The sequence below is a fragment of the Bacillus cereus group sp. MG16 genome (assembly GCF_040459875.1).
GTDB lineage: Bacteria > Bacillota > Bacilli > Bacillales > Bacillaceae_G > Bacillus_A > Bacillus_A paranthracis.
Genome location: NZ_JARVHE010000001.1, coordinates 259,872 through 275,852, shown reverse-complemented (window position 1 = coordinate 275,852; position 15,981 = coordinate 259,872). Strand labels below are relative to the sequence as shown.

Genomic DNA, 15,981 nt, shown 5'->3' with positions numbered 1-15,981 from the left:
TCTCCCCCTTATTTTTTCCCTAACTTCATACCGGCGAATGTTAATGCGTAAGAAAGAAGAAAACTACCTACTATTAAGTACAGCGTGCTACTTTGAATAGAAAACAATGGACCGGAAATCCCAGCAAATTCTTTCATCACTTCTTTACTCCCTGAGGCCTCAACATGAATTTTGGCCAATCCATTTACACAAAGCATCATCACAGTATACACCACACTAAACACAGCGATAGTTACGTACATATTTTTCATCGGATATTGAGCCAATTTCATTCCAGCTCTAAATAGTAAAATACATGGTAATAAAATTAATAACCCCCACCAGTGCATATAGGAATTAAAGTCATCAATTTCTTTTACTCGTTGAAGATTAGCTCCGTTAGCAATTTCCAAATCTTTTAATGACGTACCATTTATTGATATTCCTGACGTATAAGATAAATGCAATGGCCCTTTTTCCATTGCGTATCTTCTCATTTCTCTATCCATATCTCCCCATTCAATTGCTGTTGGAGCAAAGTGAGCCATATTCCACATGTATGGTGTTGCTTCTAATGAAATGAATGTTTTATATGTTTTCTCTGGAAAATCAATTGGTCCCACTGACTTTGAACTGCTAAATAAAATTGTAATAAGTATAATACCAAATGTAATAAGCAATCCTTTTAATACAGTTACCACACTATAATAAATAGATGTTGCATATGGAATACTTCGACTTATAGAAGATAATAGACGGTGTGGCCCGGCTTGAATACACATACCAATAAAGGTAAATAATAAACCAAATATAATGCCATACAATAAACTACTAACATGTGAATAACCAATACTGATTGTCATCGTTTTATAAAATTGAGAAATTGTCGTAGAAGAACCTGCAATAAAGCTGACAATACACAAGAAAATTCCATATACAATACCGATAACACTCGATGTTAGTAACTTCTCACGCCAAATAACAGAAGGGTTGCTTTTCTCTACAAAGAATCCAATTCCACCTAATATAAGTGCCGGAATTGCTAACAAGATGAACAATGGGAAATGAAGGATAAATGACATCGTATATGCCCCGCTCCCACTAACTTCAAGGCCTATTAAATGATACATTAAAATTAATGGTGCTATGCCAATGAAAGATTGATTAACAGTAGTCTCATTCAGCATACCGTCCATCTTTGTGAGCATCGTTCTCACTAGATCGTTAATCGCCGCATCGACAACTAAGCTACCAATCCAACCGGCTATAAACATACATGCAATTGCAAGCCCACCACCAAGTAAACCTTTTTTCAAAGTGCTTCCAGATGGACTTACATGCAATTGTAAACTTTCGTCTGGTAATCTCGTTTTCATTTCTTTTTTTATAATACCTAATAAGGAATCCCCGCATTTCTCACAATATGTAGCGGTCCCTTTACTTTCCACTCCACAAGTTCGGCAATACTTTGAGTCTTTCGGTGCTAACGTAACTTCACTTTCTACACTACCTGTACTTGATCCATCATGTGTACAATAATTCGCTACATCCGATTGTTCTAAACCACAAGTTTTACAATACATGTTCCTCACTCCTTACTTTGCTTCATACCACAAACTGGACAGAATGTAGCCTCTGTTGCAATTTGTTCACCACATGAAGTACATGATTCATTTTCATCATTTTTTGATTGAAGGAGTAACTCATTTTCTTTCCCACACTGTCCACAAAACTTATCATTTACTGATAAGGGACCGCCACAGCTACATTGCCCTTTCTGTCCTTGATTCTGTAAATTAGCTATTTGCTTACGTGTGTTATAAATAGCTACATCCAGATCTTGTACTGGTTCTATAATATTTTTTAACACATCTACTCGAACTTCATCATTGCGGAGTTGCATATAGGCCATTTGACCAAGTTCCAGCAAAATTTCCGTTTTCGCCTGTAGTTTCTCTTGCGTAATTTTCTTTAATTGCGCAACCTCTTGGGCTACTTGTAATTTCATCTTCCCTTGCTCGATTCCCTCTTGCAATTTGTTCATACCACTACCAAACTTCGATTGTAAATCTGACAAAACCTAATCCCTCCATAAATATATAGTAATATACGAAATTAACATTTTATATATTACCATGATTTTCAAGTAATGTAATCTAAATTTCATTTTTTCTGTTTTGAGCATTTTTTGTTTATAATGGTAAAGGAAAGAAATATGTGTACGGAGGAATATTATGCTGCAACACTCAATTACGAAAGATGAAATTATGATGATTGCGAATGAGTTCGTTCAAGGACTAGATCCACAGCAAACAGCTGATCAGGAACATGTCGCTACAGCTCGGCACCTATATCGTAGTGGTGTTGTCTACAACGTTGACTTTGATGGCTATACGCTATCAGGAACTGTAGATGCTGAAGGCAGCGTATATAGCGTCCATATCCCGATTCGTAACGTAGCTGAAAGCTATTGCGATTGCTTCGCACCAACGCAATGTGAGCATATGCTCGCTGTGTTACTATCGGCAGCATCTAGTTTCGGGCAAGTAGGAGATGTATTAAATTTATTTAAAAATAATACGAAACCTTCTCTTCCTCCTATTCGAACTGCAAGACAAGTATTGCAATCATCAGCTTTTGAAGAAACGGATTATAAAAGTTGGCAATCCTATTTTGATAGCGAATATAAATCATTTAAAAAAGAACAAGCTCGGCTTACTTATAAACAAATGTATTTTCTTATGAGTATTTTTACGGACTTCTATACGAAACTTGAGCGGAAGGCTCCGCGTATCGTTGTGATACATGAATTGTTCAGGTTACATGCAGCGCTTTATTGCTTTCAAAAATTATTAGAAGAAATTCAGGACTTTGAAGCAAATAAAACGTATTCTTATCATCAGCCTGTTAACGTCGTTCGCCTATTTGTAGATAAGGTGGAATCTATCGTTCGGGACTTACAATCAGAATCGATTCCTTCAGAGTCTAAATCAATTCTGCAGGAAACAGCTCGTCTCGTTCACGAAGTATTCTTCTCCACTGATGCCTATACGCAAGAGAGGTTCTTTATTTATCGTCACATATGGAGTGAACTGTTACACAATAACGAGCAACTACAAGAAGAAGAAAAACGAATCGATACGAAAATGAATCCACTTTCCAAAGCATTAGCATCTTCTCATCTACTCTTTTTAAATGACGAAGATCGATTAGCGATGGACTTACTAAAAAAACAGCCTGCTTCTGTTGTAAGTCTTTACTTCTATTGGTTAGAAGAGTTATTAAATGCAATGAAATGGGATCGTGCGAAAAACTGGCTTTCCTTTACGTATAAACAAGTGAAGAAAACGATACATGAGCACGAAAATACAATTTTCATAAAAGATATCGTTCGCTTATTCGTCATCATGTATGAAACGTATGCAACTCATACAAATGAACAAGCTGGATTCGAAATGATTTTGCAAGAGCTATTACCATATAGTTTCGCAAACTATGAGCAATACGTACTCGCGAAAAAACAGTATCGAACATGGGCAGAACTTCAACTCTTACATGGATTTGAAGCGATTGAACTTTTGAAAGAGCCGCTGAAAGATATTGAAAAGGAAGCACCAGAAGCAGCCCTTCCTCTTTATCACCTTGCTACTACCGAAGCTATTGAAGAGCGAAATCGCAAATCATATAGACGTGCAGTTCGTTACTTAAAGAAATTACGTACATTATATAAACGATTAAAGCGTACCGATGAATGGGATGCTTTCATTATTCACATCGCAAACTTACATTCACGTCTGCGTGCACTACAAGAGGAATTACGGAAAGGAAAATTAATCGATGATCAATCAAACTGAAGTAACAATTAGGCTCCAGCACGTTAGTCACGGTTGGTTCCTTTGGGGAGAAGATGATAGCGGTACTCCATTATCCGTAACAAGTTGGAAACGAAATGCATTTACATGGCACTCCACTTCCTTCTACGGCACGTTTCTAAAAGAAGCAAGCTTTGAAGGAAGACAAGGGGTTATGCTAACAAACGCACAAGCATTTGAATACATCGCGAATAAACCGATGAACTCCTTTGCCCGTATTCAAATGAACGGCCCTATTACAGCACTTACGGAAGATGCGAACGAATTATGGGATGCCTTCACAAGCGGTAGCTTCGTACCTGATATGGAGCGCTGGCCTAAACAACCATCTTGGAAAGTTCAAAATACTCCAATCGAAGATGAAACATTGGCATCTCTTTTCTCGGCTGCAGTAAATGAAAGCATATTACAAGATAACCGTTCAAATGACGGATGGGAAGATGCAAAGAGACTTTATGAACATTACGACTTTACGAAAAGACAATTAGACGCAGCACTACATGAAGAAGATTGGCTTCGAAAAATTGGTTACATTGAAGATGACCTTCCCTTTACAATCGGACTACGACTACAAGAGCCGCAAGAAGAATTTGAAATGTGGAAGCTTGAAACAATTGTTACACCAAAGCGCGGGGCACATCGCATATATGTATATGAAAGTATCGATTCTTTACCAAAACGATGGCACGATTATGAAGAACGTATTCTTGAAACACAAGAAAGCTTCAGTAAGCTCGTACCGTGGTTAAAAGAAGGGGATACATTCCGAAGTGAACTCTTTGAAACAGAAGCGTGGAACTTCTTAACAGAAGCAAGTAACGAATTACTCGCCGCAGGTATTACAATCTTATTACCATCGTGGTGGCAAAATTTAAAAGCGACAAAACCAAAATTACGTGTGCAACTGAAGCAAAATGCTACGCAAACGCAATCTTTCTTCGGCATGAATACACTCGTTAATTTTGACTGGCGCATTTCAACGAACGGCATTGATTTATCAGAAAGCGAATTTTTTGAACTCGTTGAACAAAACAAGCGGTTATTCAATATAAATGGTCAATGGATGCGACTAGATCCAGCCTTTATTGAAGAAGTACGAAAGCTCATGAATCGTGCTGATAAGTATGGACTTGAAATGAAAGATGTCCTTCAGCAACATTTATCCAACACGGCTGAAACAGAAATTGTAGAAGAAGATAGTCCATTTAACGATATTGAAATTGAACTAGATGGATATTATGAAGACTTATTCCAAAAACTATTGCACATTGGAGATATTCCGAAAGTAGATGTCCCTTCTTCACTAAACGCTACACTCCGCCCGTATCAACAACATGGCATTGAGTGGTTATTATATTTAAGAAAGCTTGGATTCGGCGCATTGTTAGCTGACGACATGGGGCTTGGAAAGAGTATTCAAACGATCACTTACTTACTATATATAAAAGAGAACAATCTCCAAACAGGTCCTGCTTTAATCGTGGCTCCGACATCTGTTCTTGGAAATTGGCAAAAAGAATTTGAGCGTTTCGCACCGAATTTACGCGTTCAGTTACATTATGGCAGTAACCGAGCTAAAGGGGAATCCTTTAAAGATTTCCTTCAATCAGCAGATGTTGTATTAACGTCTTATGCATTAGCTCAGCTTGATGAGGAAGAACTTAGTACGTTATGCTGGGATGCTGTTATTTTGGATGAAGCACAAAATATTAAAAACCCACATACGAAACAGTCTAAAGCAGTGCGAAACTTACAAGCAAATCACAAAATCGCATTAACTGGAACACCGATGGAAAACCGCCTTGCCGAGCTTTGGTCTATTTTCGACTTCATTAATCATGGATATCTTGGCAGCTTAGGACAATTCCAGCGCCGCTTCGTCTCACCAATTGAAAAGGACCGTGACGAAGGAAAAATCCAACAAGTTCAACGTTTTATCTCGCCGTTTTTACTGCGTCGTACGAAGAAAGATCAAACAGTCGCATTAAACTTACCAGATAAACAAGAACAGAAAGCTTACTGTCCACTAACTGGTGAACAAGCTTCCTTATATGAACAACTTGTTCAAGATACGTTGCAAAATGTAGAAGGATTAAGCGGAATTGAACGACGCGGATTTATATTACTCATGCTGAACAAACTTAAACAAATTTGTAATCACCCTGCTCTTTATTTAAAAGAAACAGAACCGAAAAACATTATCGAACGTTCCATGAAAACGAGCACGCTCATGGAACTCATTGAAAATATAAAGGATCAAAATGAAAGTTGTTTAATCTTCACGCAATACATCGGTATGGGGAACATGCTAAAAGATGTGTTAGAAAAACATTTCGGTCAGCGCGTCCTCTTCTTAAACGGTAGTGTACCGAAGAAAGAACGTGACAAAATGATCGAACAGTTCCAAAACGGAACGTATGACATCTTCATCTTATCGTTAAAAGCAGGTGGTACAGGGTTAAACTTAACAGCTGCCAACCATGTCATTCACTACGATCGTTGGTGGAATCCAGCGGTAGAAAATCAAGCAACAGATCGTGCATATCGCATTGGTCAAAAGCGTTTCGTTCACGTTCATAAACTGATTACAACGGGGACACTTGAAGAGAAAATCGATGAAATGTTAGAAAGAAAACAATCATTAAACAACGCCGTCATTACAAGCGATAGTTGGATGACAGAACTATCTACAGATGAGCTAAAAGAATTACTTGGTGTATAAACAAAAGGAGCTAATCTCACAAGATTAGCTCCTTTTTCTATTCCAAAACCAATTACTTATTATAATCCCTGTTAATCCACCGCACGTATCCAGTAATGAATCTTGCCACATCGGTGTACGATCGCCCGTAAACCATTGATGAATTTCATCAAATGTTGCATATCCCGCAACGAAAAGGAGCGCGTACATGAAACATCGTTTTCTCGAACAACCCGATCGATGAAATGCATAATACGTCAATGAACCGAGCATAAAGAACACCATAAAATGAGCACCTTTACGAAGGAAAAACTCAATAAATCCGCCTACACCTTTATTTGCAATGCTAACAGGTGTACCACCACCGTAATCGATAGATACCCATGAAAAATGCTCTTTCACAAACTCCACATTTACATATTGTTCAATATCCGAACGCATATCCTGCTTTTTATATGGTTGTGCCGAGGAATAGAAAATCAGCCCCATCCATAGTAAAACAGGAATCCAAAATAACCATTTACGATTCATTCTTCCGAAACCCCTCTCTTAGTCTTTTAAGAGTACCAAAAAAAAGAATAAATTTCACGCCAAAACATGACATTTGCATCCTATTTATATAGTGAAAGGGGGTGATAAACATGGCAGTCGAAACAATCGTAATGGATTTAACTTTACGTCTCGTCTTAAACAATGGATTAGATAAGAATGGAAAAACAGTTTTTAAGAACAAACAATTTAAGCGCGTAAAAACAAACGCAAACTTAGAGAAAGTACAAAACGTAGCACGTGCTCTTGCTTCTTTACAAGCATCACCACTTCACGCTGTACAACTTGTTAGCACATCAGATCTTTCTAACCTTTAAGGTGGCAATGTAATCAGTGGGGATGCCCCCACTGATTACAAGATAAATAAAAAGGAGGAAACAATGTATGCAAGTACTAGAATTAATTTTCGCGAAAGAAGATGGAAAAACAGTTGTCTTTTCTATCGAGAAGCCGATCACACCTATTGATGCACAAGTCGTAAATCAAGTAATGGATACGATCCTTGCCTCATCTGTATTTTCATCAATTAATGAAAATACCCGAAAAAAAGGAGCTCGTCTCGTAGAAAGGACTGTATCTGAAGTTCCCATTACCTTATAGACAAAAAGACGAATCTGCATCATTTTGCAGATTCGTCTTTTTTCTTCGGCATTTCAATTGGAATAAAGATTTTTGAAAAACCGACGCATACATATTTATAGTGTTCTCCGCCGATATCAAATTCCGTCTTATATGTTGAGAAGAATATATAATCATCTCGCTTCGTATAATGATCGATTAACAATCCAACTTGCGGCTCAACATATTTTTTCGCCAACTTCTTACCAGCCGATGCTAAATCGCCAAGGAGCCCCTCTTCATTTTCCTTTTGAACTTCGTCTAGCTTCTTACTTACATCATTACGTTTCATAAACTGCTTCGCTGCCCAATCCGTATATTCACCTTTACTCGGATTACTATTTGCTAAATATACTAGAAGAACAACAACTAGAGCCATAATAATATACCTTTTCTTCATACTATCTCACCGCCTACTCTTTTCTATTTTCATATATATGTACAAGCGATGCAAATTAGAAAGACTATCATCTATTGATTGTAAACGAATAGCTAAAATTTACAATATGAAATAAAAGATTAACAATTAATTTACTTAATTCGTATATAATTATATTGAGAATTATTATCATTTATAAAGGGGGAATTAAAGTTATGAATGACGAAAATGCTATTATTATTTCTAATTCAACAATGATGTTAGAACCCTGCAAGCACCCTTCTTATTACACAAAAGTGATCGACAGTAGTGGGAACCATCTTTACTCCTGTCAAACCGCTCTCCAGCTCATAAAAAAATCTTGTTTAACCAATGTTCACTCTACTTATCAAGGCAGACGGAAAGCAGTTCAAACAAACTTTCATTTCAAACAAAATGTCCCGATTCCAATTAATCATAGAGAATATATTTGTGCTTTCCCAACAGAGTCTCCTTCTTCTCCAAACTGTATATGGTTATTTTATAATCATATAGATGACATAGAATTTTTCAAACAGAGTAAAAAAGCTACCATTCATTTTTCAAATGGCACGACTACAACTATACATATCAGTCCCCATAAGTTAAAACAACAATTATTAAAAGCTGGATATGTATTATCACGTATGAACATGCAAGATTCACTACAATTTAAAAACCTCTTATTACATTTACTACCTTAACAAAATAAGTAGAATGGAAAGCAATATCCCTTGCCTTCCATTCTTATGATACTATTTATCCTCTTAAGCTATTTCGCATTTTCTCAAGCGCCTGCCGATATATCCACCTCACTTGATAATAGGTCATCTCTGTCTCTAAAGCGATTTCCCCCATCGTCTTTCCTACAAAAAAACGTTCAAAAATAATATACTTCTCCTTCTCATCTAATACACTCATAAAATCCTTCACTTTCATTTCAATATCTTCAAAACGAAAGATATCCTCATACTCTCCTACACATACACACTTTTCTTGCACTGTGAATTCTTTTTTCAACCTCTCTAATATATAACCACGTACCGTTATAACTGCATATGCAGGAAAACTCCCTTTCTCCGCATCAAACTTTTCATACGCATGCCAAAGACCGATTAACCCACATTGATAATACTCTTCATAATCTTGATAAATCCCTAACTTCTTTATTTGATTTACGATCATTCCCTCATACAAAACAACTGCCTCTTTAAAAGTCGCTGGCTTCACACAGTACCCACTTCTAAAAGGTATACCTCTTTGTTATTCCGCCGGTACCTCCACAATATAAAAATAAAGAGGGGAATTCACTGTGGGTAATTTTAAATAGTATCGCTGAAATTTGAAATTACAATGGGTAGAATTTGAAATTTTGCTGGTCTTATTTGAAATAAGGGTAAAAATAAAAAAGGTGACCCCCTTAAAGAGTCACCCTTTAATTCAATCATATTATTATACAGGTAAACCAGGTAAGAACTTTGCAATCAATACAACAATCGCAGCTAGGAATCCCGCTTTAATAATGAATAAAACAATAATTGGAATAGCTGCTTTCACTTTACTTAATCCTGCTGTAACTTGTAATCCTAACCAAATTAAAACTAAATTCCATAAATAGAACAATTCAATTGTATTACCAATTCCATATGCAAGTGAACCTTGATCGAATAGTGGTCCTAAACTTGTATACGCAGTTGGTCCAGCACCTAAAATTAAAGCTATAACACCATTAATAAGTCCACCAATAACAACAACAATATCCGCATATACAATAATCATTACTATTTTTTTATAAGAAGTATCATTCCCATAGAACATCATAAACACCTTATAAATAGCTGCAACAACTAATGTTGCAATCATAACACCTACTATTCCCCATATCGTACCAGAAACTACATCTGATGCAAGCGAACCCTGCTTTGCAAATTCGCCTCCCAATTTCTTTTGCATTTCAATCATCTCAGGTGATGTATACGTAATATACGAATTTAAACCACCCACAAGTCCTTGTAATAGCGCCACTATGAAGAACATACCCCAAACTTTCTCAGTCGTCTTCATTCTCTCAAACTGTAAACCAGGAGAAGTAATCATTCCGAACAATGATGGCTTCTCGCCACCAGCTTTTTGCGTATTCACATTAGCTTCCATTATAACGCCTCCTTCTATTTATATAACCCGTTCTAACGGGCGGTTCACTTCCTCATATAGAGGCTACGAACCGCCCACTAGAACGGTAGTATATAGTTCTACTACACTAGTAATTACTCATAACGTAATGCTTCAATTGGATCTAATTTCGCAGCCTTATTTGCTGGAATTAATCCGAAAATAATGCCGAGTGTCATCGAGAATAATACGCCGCCAACGACAACTTCCCATGAAACAAGAGGTGGCCATTTTGCGAACGTGGAAACGATATATGCTCCGCCATATCCAAGACCAATTCCGATCAAACCACCTAGAAGTGTTAACATAACTGCTTCAATTAAAAACTGTAATAAAATTTTACTACGCGTTGCTCCAAGTGCTTTACGTATTCCAATTTCGCGCGTACGCTCCGTTACAGATACGAGCATAATGTTCATAACGCCAATACCACCAACGACTAATGAAATACCCGCGATACCGCCGATAATCATCGTCATGATGCTAGTGACTTTAGAAACATTTTCTTGTAATTCTTTTAAATTCACCAGTTCGTATTTACCTGGAATTTCACTTGGCTTACGACTATTCAGTACATCAACAGCTTGTTTCCCAGCTTTTTCTAAATCGTCTACATTTTTAGTTTGAATTGCGATGTTTTGAATCTCATCTGTTCCGTATAAAACAGGCCATAACGTAAGAGGGATTAGCGCTTCTTCCATTTCAAATCCCATAAACTCATTATCAGATGTATACACACCAACAATTTGCATTGGCTGCCCCTTCATCTCAATAATTTGTCCAACTGGGTTTACGTCCTTAAATAACGTTTCTTCTGTTTTTGTGCTAATCATCACAACGTTATTTGCATGAGTAATATCTGATTCACTTAAAGTACGTCCCTTTACGACCTTTACTTTATTAACGGCAAAATATTCATTATCAAGACCAATAACATTCAGATTTGCCTTTTTATCATTTACATCAAGCACCTCTGAATTCCGGTTTGTCGTAATAACGTGTGAAACATCTTTGACTTGTTTTACTTCCAAAATATCCTCTTCCGTTAACTTTGGCATTTCAAATCCACCCATAGCAAACTCATCATTAATATCTGGTTGAAATTGAATTGGCATAAGATTATTACCACCAGAACCTGCGAATTTCGACTTCAGCATTGCTTCCCCGCCTTGCCCGATTGCAACGACAGTAATAATGGAACCAACACCGATAATAATACCGAGCATCGTAAGAGCTGAACGCAATTTATGAGCTAAAATAGAAGAGAGGGCAATTTTTATACTATCTAGTAAACTCATACCGCACACCTTCTATCTTCTGTAATTTTCCCGTCTCGCAGTACAATGCGGCGGGAAGAATACGCTGCTACTTCCTCTTCATGCGTAACCATAACAATCGTCGTACCTTCCGCATTAAGCTTCGTGAAAATATCCATAACTTGCTCACCAGACTTCGTATCAAGTGCACCAGTCGGCTCATCGGCCATAATGAACGTTGGATTATTCGCGATCGCTCTTGCAATTGCGACACGCTGCTTCTGTCCACCTGACAATTCGTTCGGTAAATGATGCACGCGGTCTGCTAATCCGACTTTACCTAATGCCTCTAAAGCACGCTTACGACGCTCTGCCTTCTTCACGCCGCCATATACGAGCGGAAGCTCAACATTTTCGACTGCTGAAAGACGCGGCAGCAAATTAAAGTGCTGAAACACAAAACCGATATATTCATTACGAATTAAAGCAAGCTTTGACTCGTCTGCTGTTAAGATATTCACATCGTTCAGCATATATTCGCCTTCTGTTGGACGATCTAAACAACCGATAATATTCATAAGCGTTGATTTACCAGAACCAGACGGTCCCATAATCGAAACGAACTCGCCGCTCTGAATCGTTAAACTAATACCGTGCAAAATCGGCACTGCCAATTTTCCTTGATAATACGTTTTAGCAATATGGTTTAACGTAATCATTTCTCTTTCACTTCCATTCCGTCATACACATCGTCGGAAGGATTTTTAACCACCTTTTGCCCCACTGTTACGCCTTCAGTAATCTCTGTCCAGTCTCCATCAGTAGAACCTTTTTTCACATTCTGTTTGCGAAGCTTCCCTTTATCCTCAACATAAACAAATGTATCATCGTCTTTTTCTACGATGCTCTTAGTCGGAACAGCAACCATCTTCTTATTCTCTAAATTTACTTGCAGAGAAACGTGATAACCTGGAGATAAACCATCTTGACTATCAAGACTTGCTTTATATGTATATTGAGACATATTTTGAGTCGCTTCACCCATACCGCCAGCTTGCGCCATCTCTGCACTTGTTGGGAATTCACTTACTTCTGTAATCTTACCTGTCCACTTCTTCTTATTATTTGCTTTCGCAGTTACAGTAAATGTTTGATCCTTTTGAATTTGTGATTTTTGAAGCTCAGTTAACGTACCTTGAATTTGGAATGGATCTTTAGAAGCCACTTGTAAAAATGCTTTCCCTTGACCACCTAACGCTTGAGAGGAACTTTGCGCCGCATCCTTATCTAACTTTTGAACGACACCAGCAAAGTTACTATAAATCGTAAGCTCTTTCTGCTTTTTACTTAACTCTTCTTTCTGCAACTTCCCTTTTTCTTTCTCAAGATCAGTTGTCTTTTGTGCTATCTCTAACTCACTTACTTGCTCTTCCATCGGATCTGTTACTTCTTTCCCAGCTCCGCTATCTTTCGCTTTCTTAATTTCTTTCTTCAGCGAATCAATCTTCTTTTTCCCTTGATCATAACGCATATTTGCCATCTTCTGATCCAGCTCAGCTTGCTTCATTTGAAGATTAATCTCTTCATTATCATAAGAGAATAACTTCGCACCTTTCTCTACCTCTTGCCCTTCTTTTACCTCAATATCTTTCACTTTTCCTTTGGCTGGATCCGCATAAAAACTTTCAATATTCCCAGGCTTCACCTGACCAGAAATTAACTTCGTATTATTCAGCTTTCGCTCTGTTACCTTCTCGAAACTTACAGCATCAGCCGATGTTGATGCCCCCTTCTTCTTCCCTTGCATTACAAAAATATTAATTGCTGCTACAATAACAATTAGTGCAATAACCCCGATAATAATCCATTTCTTCTTCTTGTTTGGAGTACGAACCGTATTTGGTACCATATTCTCTCTCCTTTTTATAACTTAATAGTTTAATATAAAATTGTATAAAACTTTCTGAAAACGAATTACATATTATTACATTCTTTTTACAAAGTTTTACACATCCATTTATATTGTAACAAAAATTCCAATGATTAGAAATATGACATTATGTCTTTTAAGATAGATTTAAGGAAAGATTATAGTAATATAAGAAAAGCTATCGTTTATTAATAAACTACTTAACAAGATAAATTCTTAAAATCATTTTCCTAATTGTACCACTGCCATTTTTGTCATATATATTTGACATTTAATTTATTCAATTATAAAATGTCACATATACATGACATTCTGGTACACAAGGTCTACAACTATTAATAGGAGGTTTATATTTGAATAACGTTAAACAATATCGAAAATCTGAAGGTCTATCGCAGCTAGAATTAGCTAAAAGAGTTAAAGTGGCGAGACAGACAATAAACTTAATTGAAAACAATAAATATAATCCCTCTTTAGCCTTATGTATCGAATTAGCAAAAGCACTAAAAACAGATTTAAACAGTCTATTTTGGGAGGGGAACTAAATGATGAAAATTGAATGGAAAGAAAGGGTTTATAATAATTTCGTTGGAACAATGAGTGAGCGAGATGAATATCAAAAACAAGAAATCAATAAAGAATTATCTGTAGCTGGAATTGGTTTATGGTGGTTAAATATGTTGGTCATGCTTATTATGTTACTTGTTGATACTATGAACCATACAATATCTATAGGAACTATATTAGTTTTTCTATCTAATATGATTTATGCTAATTATTTAGCCTTTAAATTCAAGAAAAAAGGTTTAAGTGATACTGAATGTGCAACAAAAGAAGAATATTTGCAACACAAGAAAAAATTAAGAAAAGCTGGCTTAAAAGCAGGTTTGCTTTGGGGCTTTCAAATGTTTGTTTTTATGAATTATATCCTTCCCTATGTAGGTTCGGAGGAAATCTCTATTTCTTTATTTAAAGTTGTAATTTTCATCTGTGGCGGCGGATTTTTCGGTCTAACTATGTACGTAATTGGTTTATTAAATCTAAAAAAATTATATTAATTAATAAAAATCATTTACATATTAAACTGCAATTTTACATACTGATTTTCCTCGTATAAAAATATAAAAGCTATCCAGTATATAAACTGGATAGCTTTTTAAGATGAAATATTATGCTACTTTAGAAGCTTTTCTCTCATGTCCTATTTGAACAATCAATAAGAATATTGTTGATAAAATACCACCTGCTAACAGTAACATGAAGCAACCATCCCAGCCAGAACGATCAACAATAATACCAATTGCGGCGTTTGCTATGAAACTTCCTCCAACATAACCGAACAGACCACACATACCAACTGTCGTACCTACTGCAAATTTCGGTACTAATTCCATTGCACTTAAACCGATTAAGAATTGTGGTACATAAATTAAACAACCGATAATAGAAACTGCAATACTCACAACTATAATATTAGTTGCTTGCCAATACACGATTGTTCCAACAACAACCCCAGCCATACTTATAACACATAACGGCATACGTTTCCCTTTGAATAATTTATCACTTAAAAAACCGACAATTAAAGAACTTGGAATCGCTGCTGTTTCAAATATTGAATACGCAAAATGCGCCTCTGTTTTTGTAAAACCTTTAACTGTTGTTAAATAAATTGGTACCCAGTTAATAACACCGAAACGAATTAAGTAAACAAATGCATTCGCAATACATAAGAACCATACAAATTTATTTTTCACTACATACTTCATTAAGATTTCTTTTGGTGACATCTTGTTAGCGTTATCTACTTTTTCAAGCTCTTCATAGTCATTACGATATTCATCAATTGGCGGAAGACCTTCTGATTCTGGTGTATCTTTCGCATTAATCCAAACAAGAACTGCAATTACCATTGCGATAATCGCTGGGAAAATAAATACGCCACCTTGCCAATGACTTTCCCCAAAAATACCTACACCAATTCCAATGAATGGCGGAACAAGTAGTGCTCCAACGTTATGTGAAATATTCCAAAGACCTGTTTTCGTACCGCGTTCTTTCTTTGAAAACCATTTCGTCATAACGATACTACAAGGTGGTGCACCCATACCTTGCACAATACCGTTTAGAACAAGTAATGTTAAAATCATCCCAAAGGAAGATGCATAGCCGAAACAAATATTAACAAGTCCAGATAAAAATAAACCTACTGCAATAAATCGTTGAGCAAATGCCTTATCAGATAAATTACCCATAAAGAATTTACTAAGTCCGTAAACAACAGCCATTACTGCACCCAATAACCCAATTTGTGTAGTGCTAAATCCGAACTCATCAACTAAATATGTAGTAGATAAATTAAAATTACTACGAACTAAATAATAAGCAGCATATCCAACTGAAATTCCGATTAACACACGAATACGTAGTAATCGATATACACGGTCGATCATATCCGCAGGCAATCTTTCAATTGCAGGTGCTGGCTTGAGCCATTTAAACATATT

Annotated in this window: 17 protein-coding genes; 7 read left to right on the top strand and 10 right to left on the bottom strand. The window is 36.5% G+C overall.

The features are described from left to right. Nucleotides 1–8: 8 nt before the first annotated feature. Together QCI73_RS01345 and QCI73_RS01340 are read right to left on the bottom strand one after the other, a co-directional pair. Nucleotides 9–1,562, bottom strand: a complete 1,554-nt coding sequence (locus QCI73_RS01345) for a hypothetical protein (protein ID WP_353822389.1) — start codon at nt 1,560–1,562, stop codon at nt 9–11. Between the two features lie 5 nt (nt 1,563–1,567). Further along, nucleotides 1,568–2,056: a zinc ribbon domain-containing protein gene (locus QCI73_RS01340; RefSeq protein WP_353822388.1), complete on the bottom strand. Its 489-nt coding sequence runs from the start codon at nt 2,054–2,056 to the stop codon at nt 1,568–1,570. Nucleotides 2,057–2,213: 157 nt separating this feature from the next. Between QCI73_RS01340 and QCI73_RS01335 the strand changes: the two genes are divergently transcribed. Continuing rightward, entirely contained in the window at nt 2,214–3,833 is a 1,620-nt protein-coding gene (locus QCI73_RS01335) for an SWIM zinc finger family protein (RefSeq protein WP_353822386.1), read from the top strand. After that, nucleotides 3,817–6,573 (top strand): DEAD/DEAH box helicase, encoded by a 2,757-nt coding sequence (locus QCI73_RS01330; protein ID WP_353822385.1) that lies wholly within the window; start codon nt 3,817–3,819, stop codon nt 6,571–6,573. The genes QCI73_RS01335 and QCI73_RS01330 overlap by 17 nt, the downstream gene beginning before the upstream one ends. A 24-nt stretch (nt 6,574–6,597) precedes the next feature. Here QCI73_RS01330 and QCI73_RS01325 read toward each other — a convergent pair whose 3' ends face one another. Continuing rightward, a complete protein-coding gene (locus QCI73_RS01325; RefSeq protein ID WP_076873373.1) occupies nt 6,598–7,083 on the bottom strand; it encodes a VanZ family protein in 486 nt (161 codons plus the stop codon). Between the two features lie 110 nt (nt 7,084–7,193). Here QCI73_RS01325 and QCI73_RS01320 point away from each other — a divergent pair, with 110 nt between their 5' ends. Together QCI73_RS01320 and QCI73_RS01315 are read left to right on the top strand one after the other, a co-directional pair. Then, nucleotides 7,194–7,418 (top strand): DUF1659 domain-containing protein, encoded by a 225-nt coding sequence (locus tag QCI73_RS01320; protein WP_061529311.1) that lies wholly within the window; start codon nt 7,194–7,196, stop codon nt 7,416–7,418. A gap of 67 nt (nt 7,419–7,485) precedes the next feature. Continuing rightward, on the top strand, nt 7,486–7,701 hold the full coding sequence (locus QCI73_RS01315) for a DUF2922 domain-containing protein (protein ID WP_001197597.1): 216 nt from the start codon (nt 7,486–7,488) through the stop codon (nt 7,699–7,701). Between the two features lie 19 nt (nt 7,702–7,720). Here QCI73_RS01315 and QCI73_RS01310 read toward each other — a convergent pair whose 3' ends face one another. Further along, nucleotides 7,721–8,119, bottom strand: a complete 399-nt coding sequence (locus tag QCI73_RS01310; protein ID WP_000747726.1) for a DUF4359 domain-containing protein — start codon at nt 8,117–8,119, stop codon at nt 7,721–7,723. Between the two features lie 194 nt (nt 8,120–8,313). Between QCI73_RS01310 and QCI73_RS01305 the strand changes: the two genes are divergently transcribed. Then, nucleotides 8,314–8,820 (top strand): competence protein ComK, encoded by a 507-nt coding sequence (locus QCI73_RS01305; RefSeq protein ID WP_001990040.1) that lies wholly within the window; start codon nt 8,314–8,316, stop codon nt 8,818–8,820. A gap of 55 nt (nt 8,821–8,875) precedes the next feature. Here the strand turns inward: QCI73_RS01305 and QCI73_RS01300 are convergent, their stop codons facing one another. The 5 genes from QCI73_RS01300 to QCI73_RS01280 all read right to left on the bottom strand — a co-directional run bounded on the left by QCI73_RS01300 (nt 8,876) and on the right by QCI73_RS01280 (nt 13,453). Next, complete coding sequence (locus QCI73_RS01300) at nt 8,876–9,346, bottom strand: sigma-70 family RNA polymerase sigma factor (protein WP_353822384.1); 471 nt, start codon at nt 9,344–9,346, stop codon at nt 8,876–8,878. A gap of 222 nt (nt 9,347–9,568) precedes the next feature. Beyond that, a complete protein-coding gene (gene yknW / locus QCI73_RS01295) occupies nt 9,569–10,270 on the bottom strand; it encodes a YknW family membrane protein (RefSeq protein ID WP_109631357.1) in 702 nt (233 codons plus the stop codon). 113 nt (nt 10,271–10,383) lie between these two features. Further along, nucleotides 10,384–11,586 (bottom strand): ABC transporter permease, encoded by a 1,203-nt coding sequence (locus tag QCI73_RS01290; protein WP_048552979.1) that lies wholly within the window; start codon nt 11,584–11,586, stop codon nt 10,384–10,386. Beyond that, on the bottom strand, nt 11,583–12,263 hold the full coding sequence (locus QCI73_RS01285; protein WP_000631602.1) for an ABC transporter ATP-binding protein: 681 nt from the start codon (nt 12,261–12,263) through the stop codon (nt 11,583–11,585). Before QCI73_RS01285 ends, QCI73_RS01290 begins: the two co-directional genes overlap by 4 nt. Beyond that, nucleotides 12,260–13,453, bottom strand: coding sequence for an efflux RND transporter periplasmic adaptor subunit (locus tag QCI73_RS01280; RefSeq protein ID WP_353822383.1), 1,194 nt, complete (start codon nt 13,451–13,453; stop codon nt 12,260–12,262). The genes QCI73_RS01285 and QCI73_RS01280 overlap by 4 nt, the downstream gene beginning before the upstream one ends. 374 nt (nt 13,454–13,827) lie before the next feature. On the opposite strand from QCI73_RS01280, the gene QCI73_RS01275 reads away from it, so the two are divergent. Continuing rightward, nucleotides 13,828–14,019 (top strand): helix-turn-helix transcriptional regulator, encoded by a 192-nt coding sequence (locus QCI73_RS01275; protein WP_001067019.1) that lies wholly within the window; start codon nt 13,828–13,830, stop codon nt 14,017–14,019. Next, complete coding sequence (locus QCI73_RS01270; protein WP_061529316.1) at nt 14,020–14,532, top strand: DUF3278 domain-containing protein; 513 nt, start codon at nt 14,020–14,022, stop codon at nt 14,530–14,532. 111 nt (nt 14,533–14,643) lie between these two features. On the opposite strand, the gene pgtP is transcribed toward QCI73_RS01270, so the two are convergent. Continuing rightward, on the bottom strand, nt 14,644–15,978 hold the full coding sequence (pgtP, locus tag QCI73_RS01265; RefSeq protein WP_000477581.1) for an MFS transporter: 1,335 nt from the start codon (nt 15,976–15,978) through the stop codon (nt 14,644–14,646). Between the last annotated feature and the right edge of the window lie 3 nt (nt 15,979–15,981).

Bases quoted from the DNA above. Each gene is read 5' to 3' on its own strand.
- QCI73_RS01330 (WP_353822385.1), top strand. From the start codon at position 3,817: ATGATCAATCAAACTGAAGTAACAATTAGGCTCCAGCACGTTAGTCAC.
- QCI73_RS01290 (WP_048552979.1), bottom strand. From the start codon at position 11,586: ATGAGTTTACTAGATAGTATAAAAATTGCCCTCTCTTCTATTTTAGCT.
- yknW (WP_109631357.1), bottom strand. From the start codon at position 10,270: ATGGAAGCTAATGTGAATACGCAAAAAGCTGGTGGCGAGAAGCCATCA.
- QCI73_RS01280 (WP_353822383.1), bottom strand. From the start codon at position 13,453: ATGGTACCAAATACGGTTCGTACTCCAAACAAGAAGAAGAAATGGATT.
- QCI73_RS01325 (WP_076873373.1), bottom strand. From the start codon at position 7,083: ATGAATCGTAAATGGTTATTTTGGATTCCTGTTTTACTATGGATGGGG.
- QCI73_RS01320 (WP_061529311.1), top strand. From the start codon at position 7,194: ATGGCAGTCGAAACAATCGTAATGGATTTAACTTTACGTCTCGTCTTA.
- QCI73_RS01315 (WP_001197597.1), top strand. From the start codon at position 7,486: ATGCAAGTACTAGAATTAATTTTCGCGAAAGAAGATGGAAAAACAGTT.
- QCI73_RS01270 (WP_061529316.1), top strand. From the start codon at position 14,020: ATGATGAAAATTGAATGGAAAGAAAGGGTTTATAATAATTTCGTTGGA.
- pgtP (WP_000477581.1), bottom strand. From the start codon at position 15,978: ATGTTTAAATGGCTCAAGCCAGCACCTGCAATTGAAAGATTGCCTGCG.
- QCI73_RS01335 (WP_353822386.1), top strand. From the start codon at position 2,214: ATGCTGCAACACTCAATTACGAAAGATGAAATTATGATGATTGCGAAT.
- QCI73_RS01305 (WP_001990040.1), top strand. From the start codon at position 8,314: ATGAATGACGAAAATGCTATTATTATTTCTAATTCAACAATGATGTTA.
- QCI73_RS01285 (WP_000631602.1), bottom strand. From the start codon at position 12,263: ATGATTACGTTAAACCATATTGCTAAAACGTATTATCAAGGAAAATTG.
- QCI73_RS01310 (WP_000747726.1), bottom strand. From the start codon at position 8,119: ATGAAGAAAAGGTATATTATTATGGCTCTAGTTGTTGTTCTTCTAGTA.
- QCI73_RS01345 (WP_353822389.1), bottom strand. From the start codon at position 1,562: ATGTATTGTAAAACTTGTGGTTTAGAACAATCGGATGTAGCGAATTAT.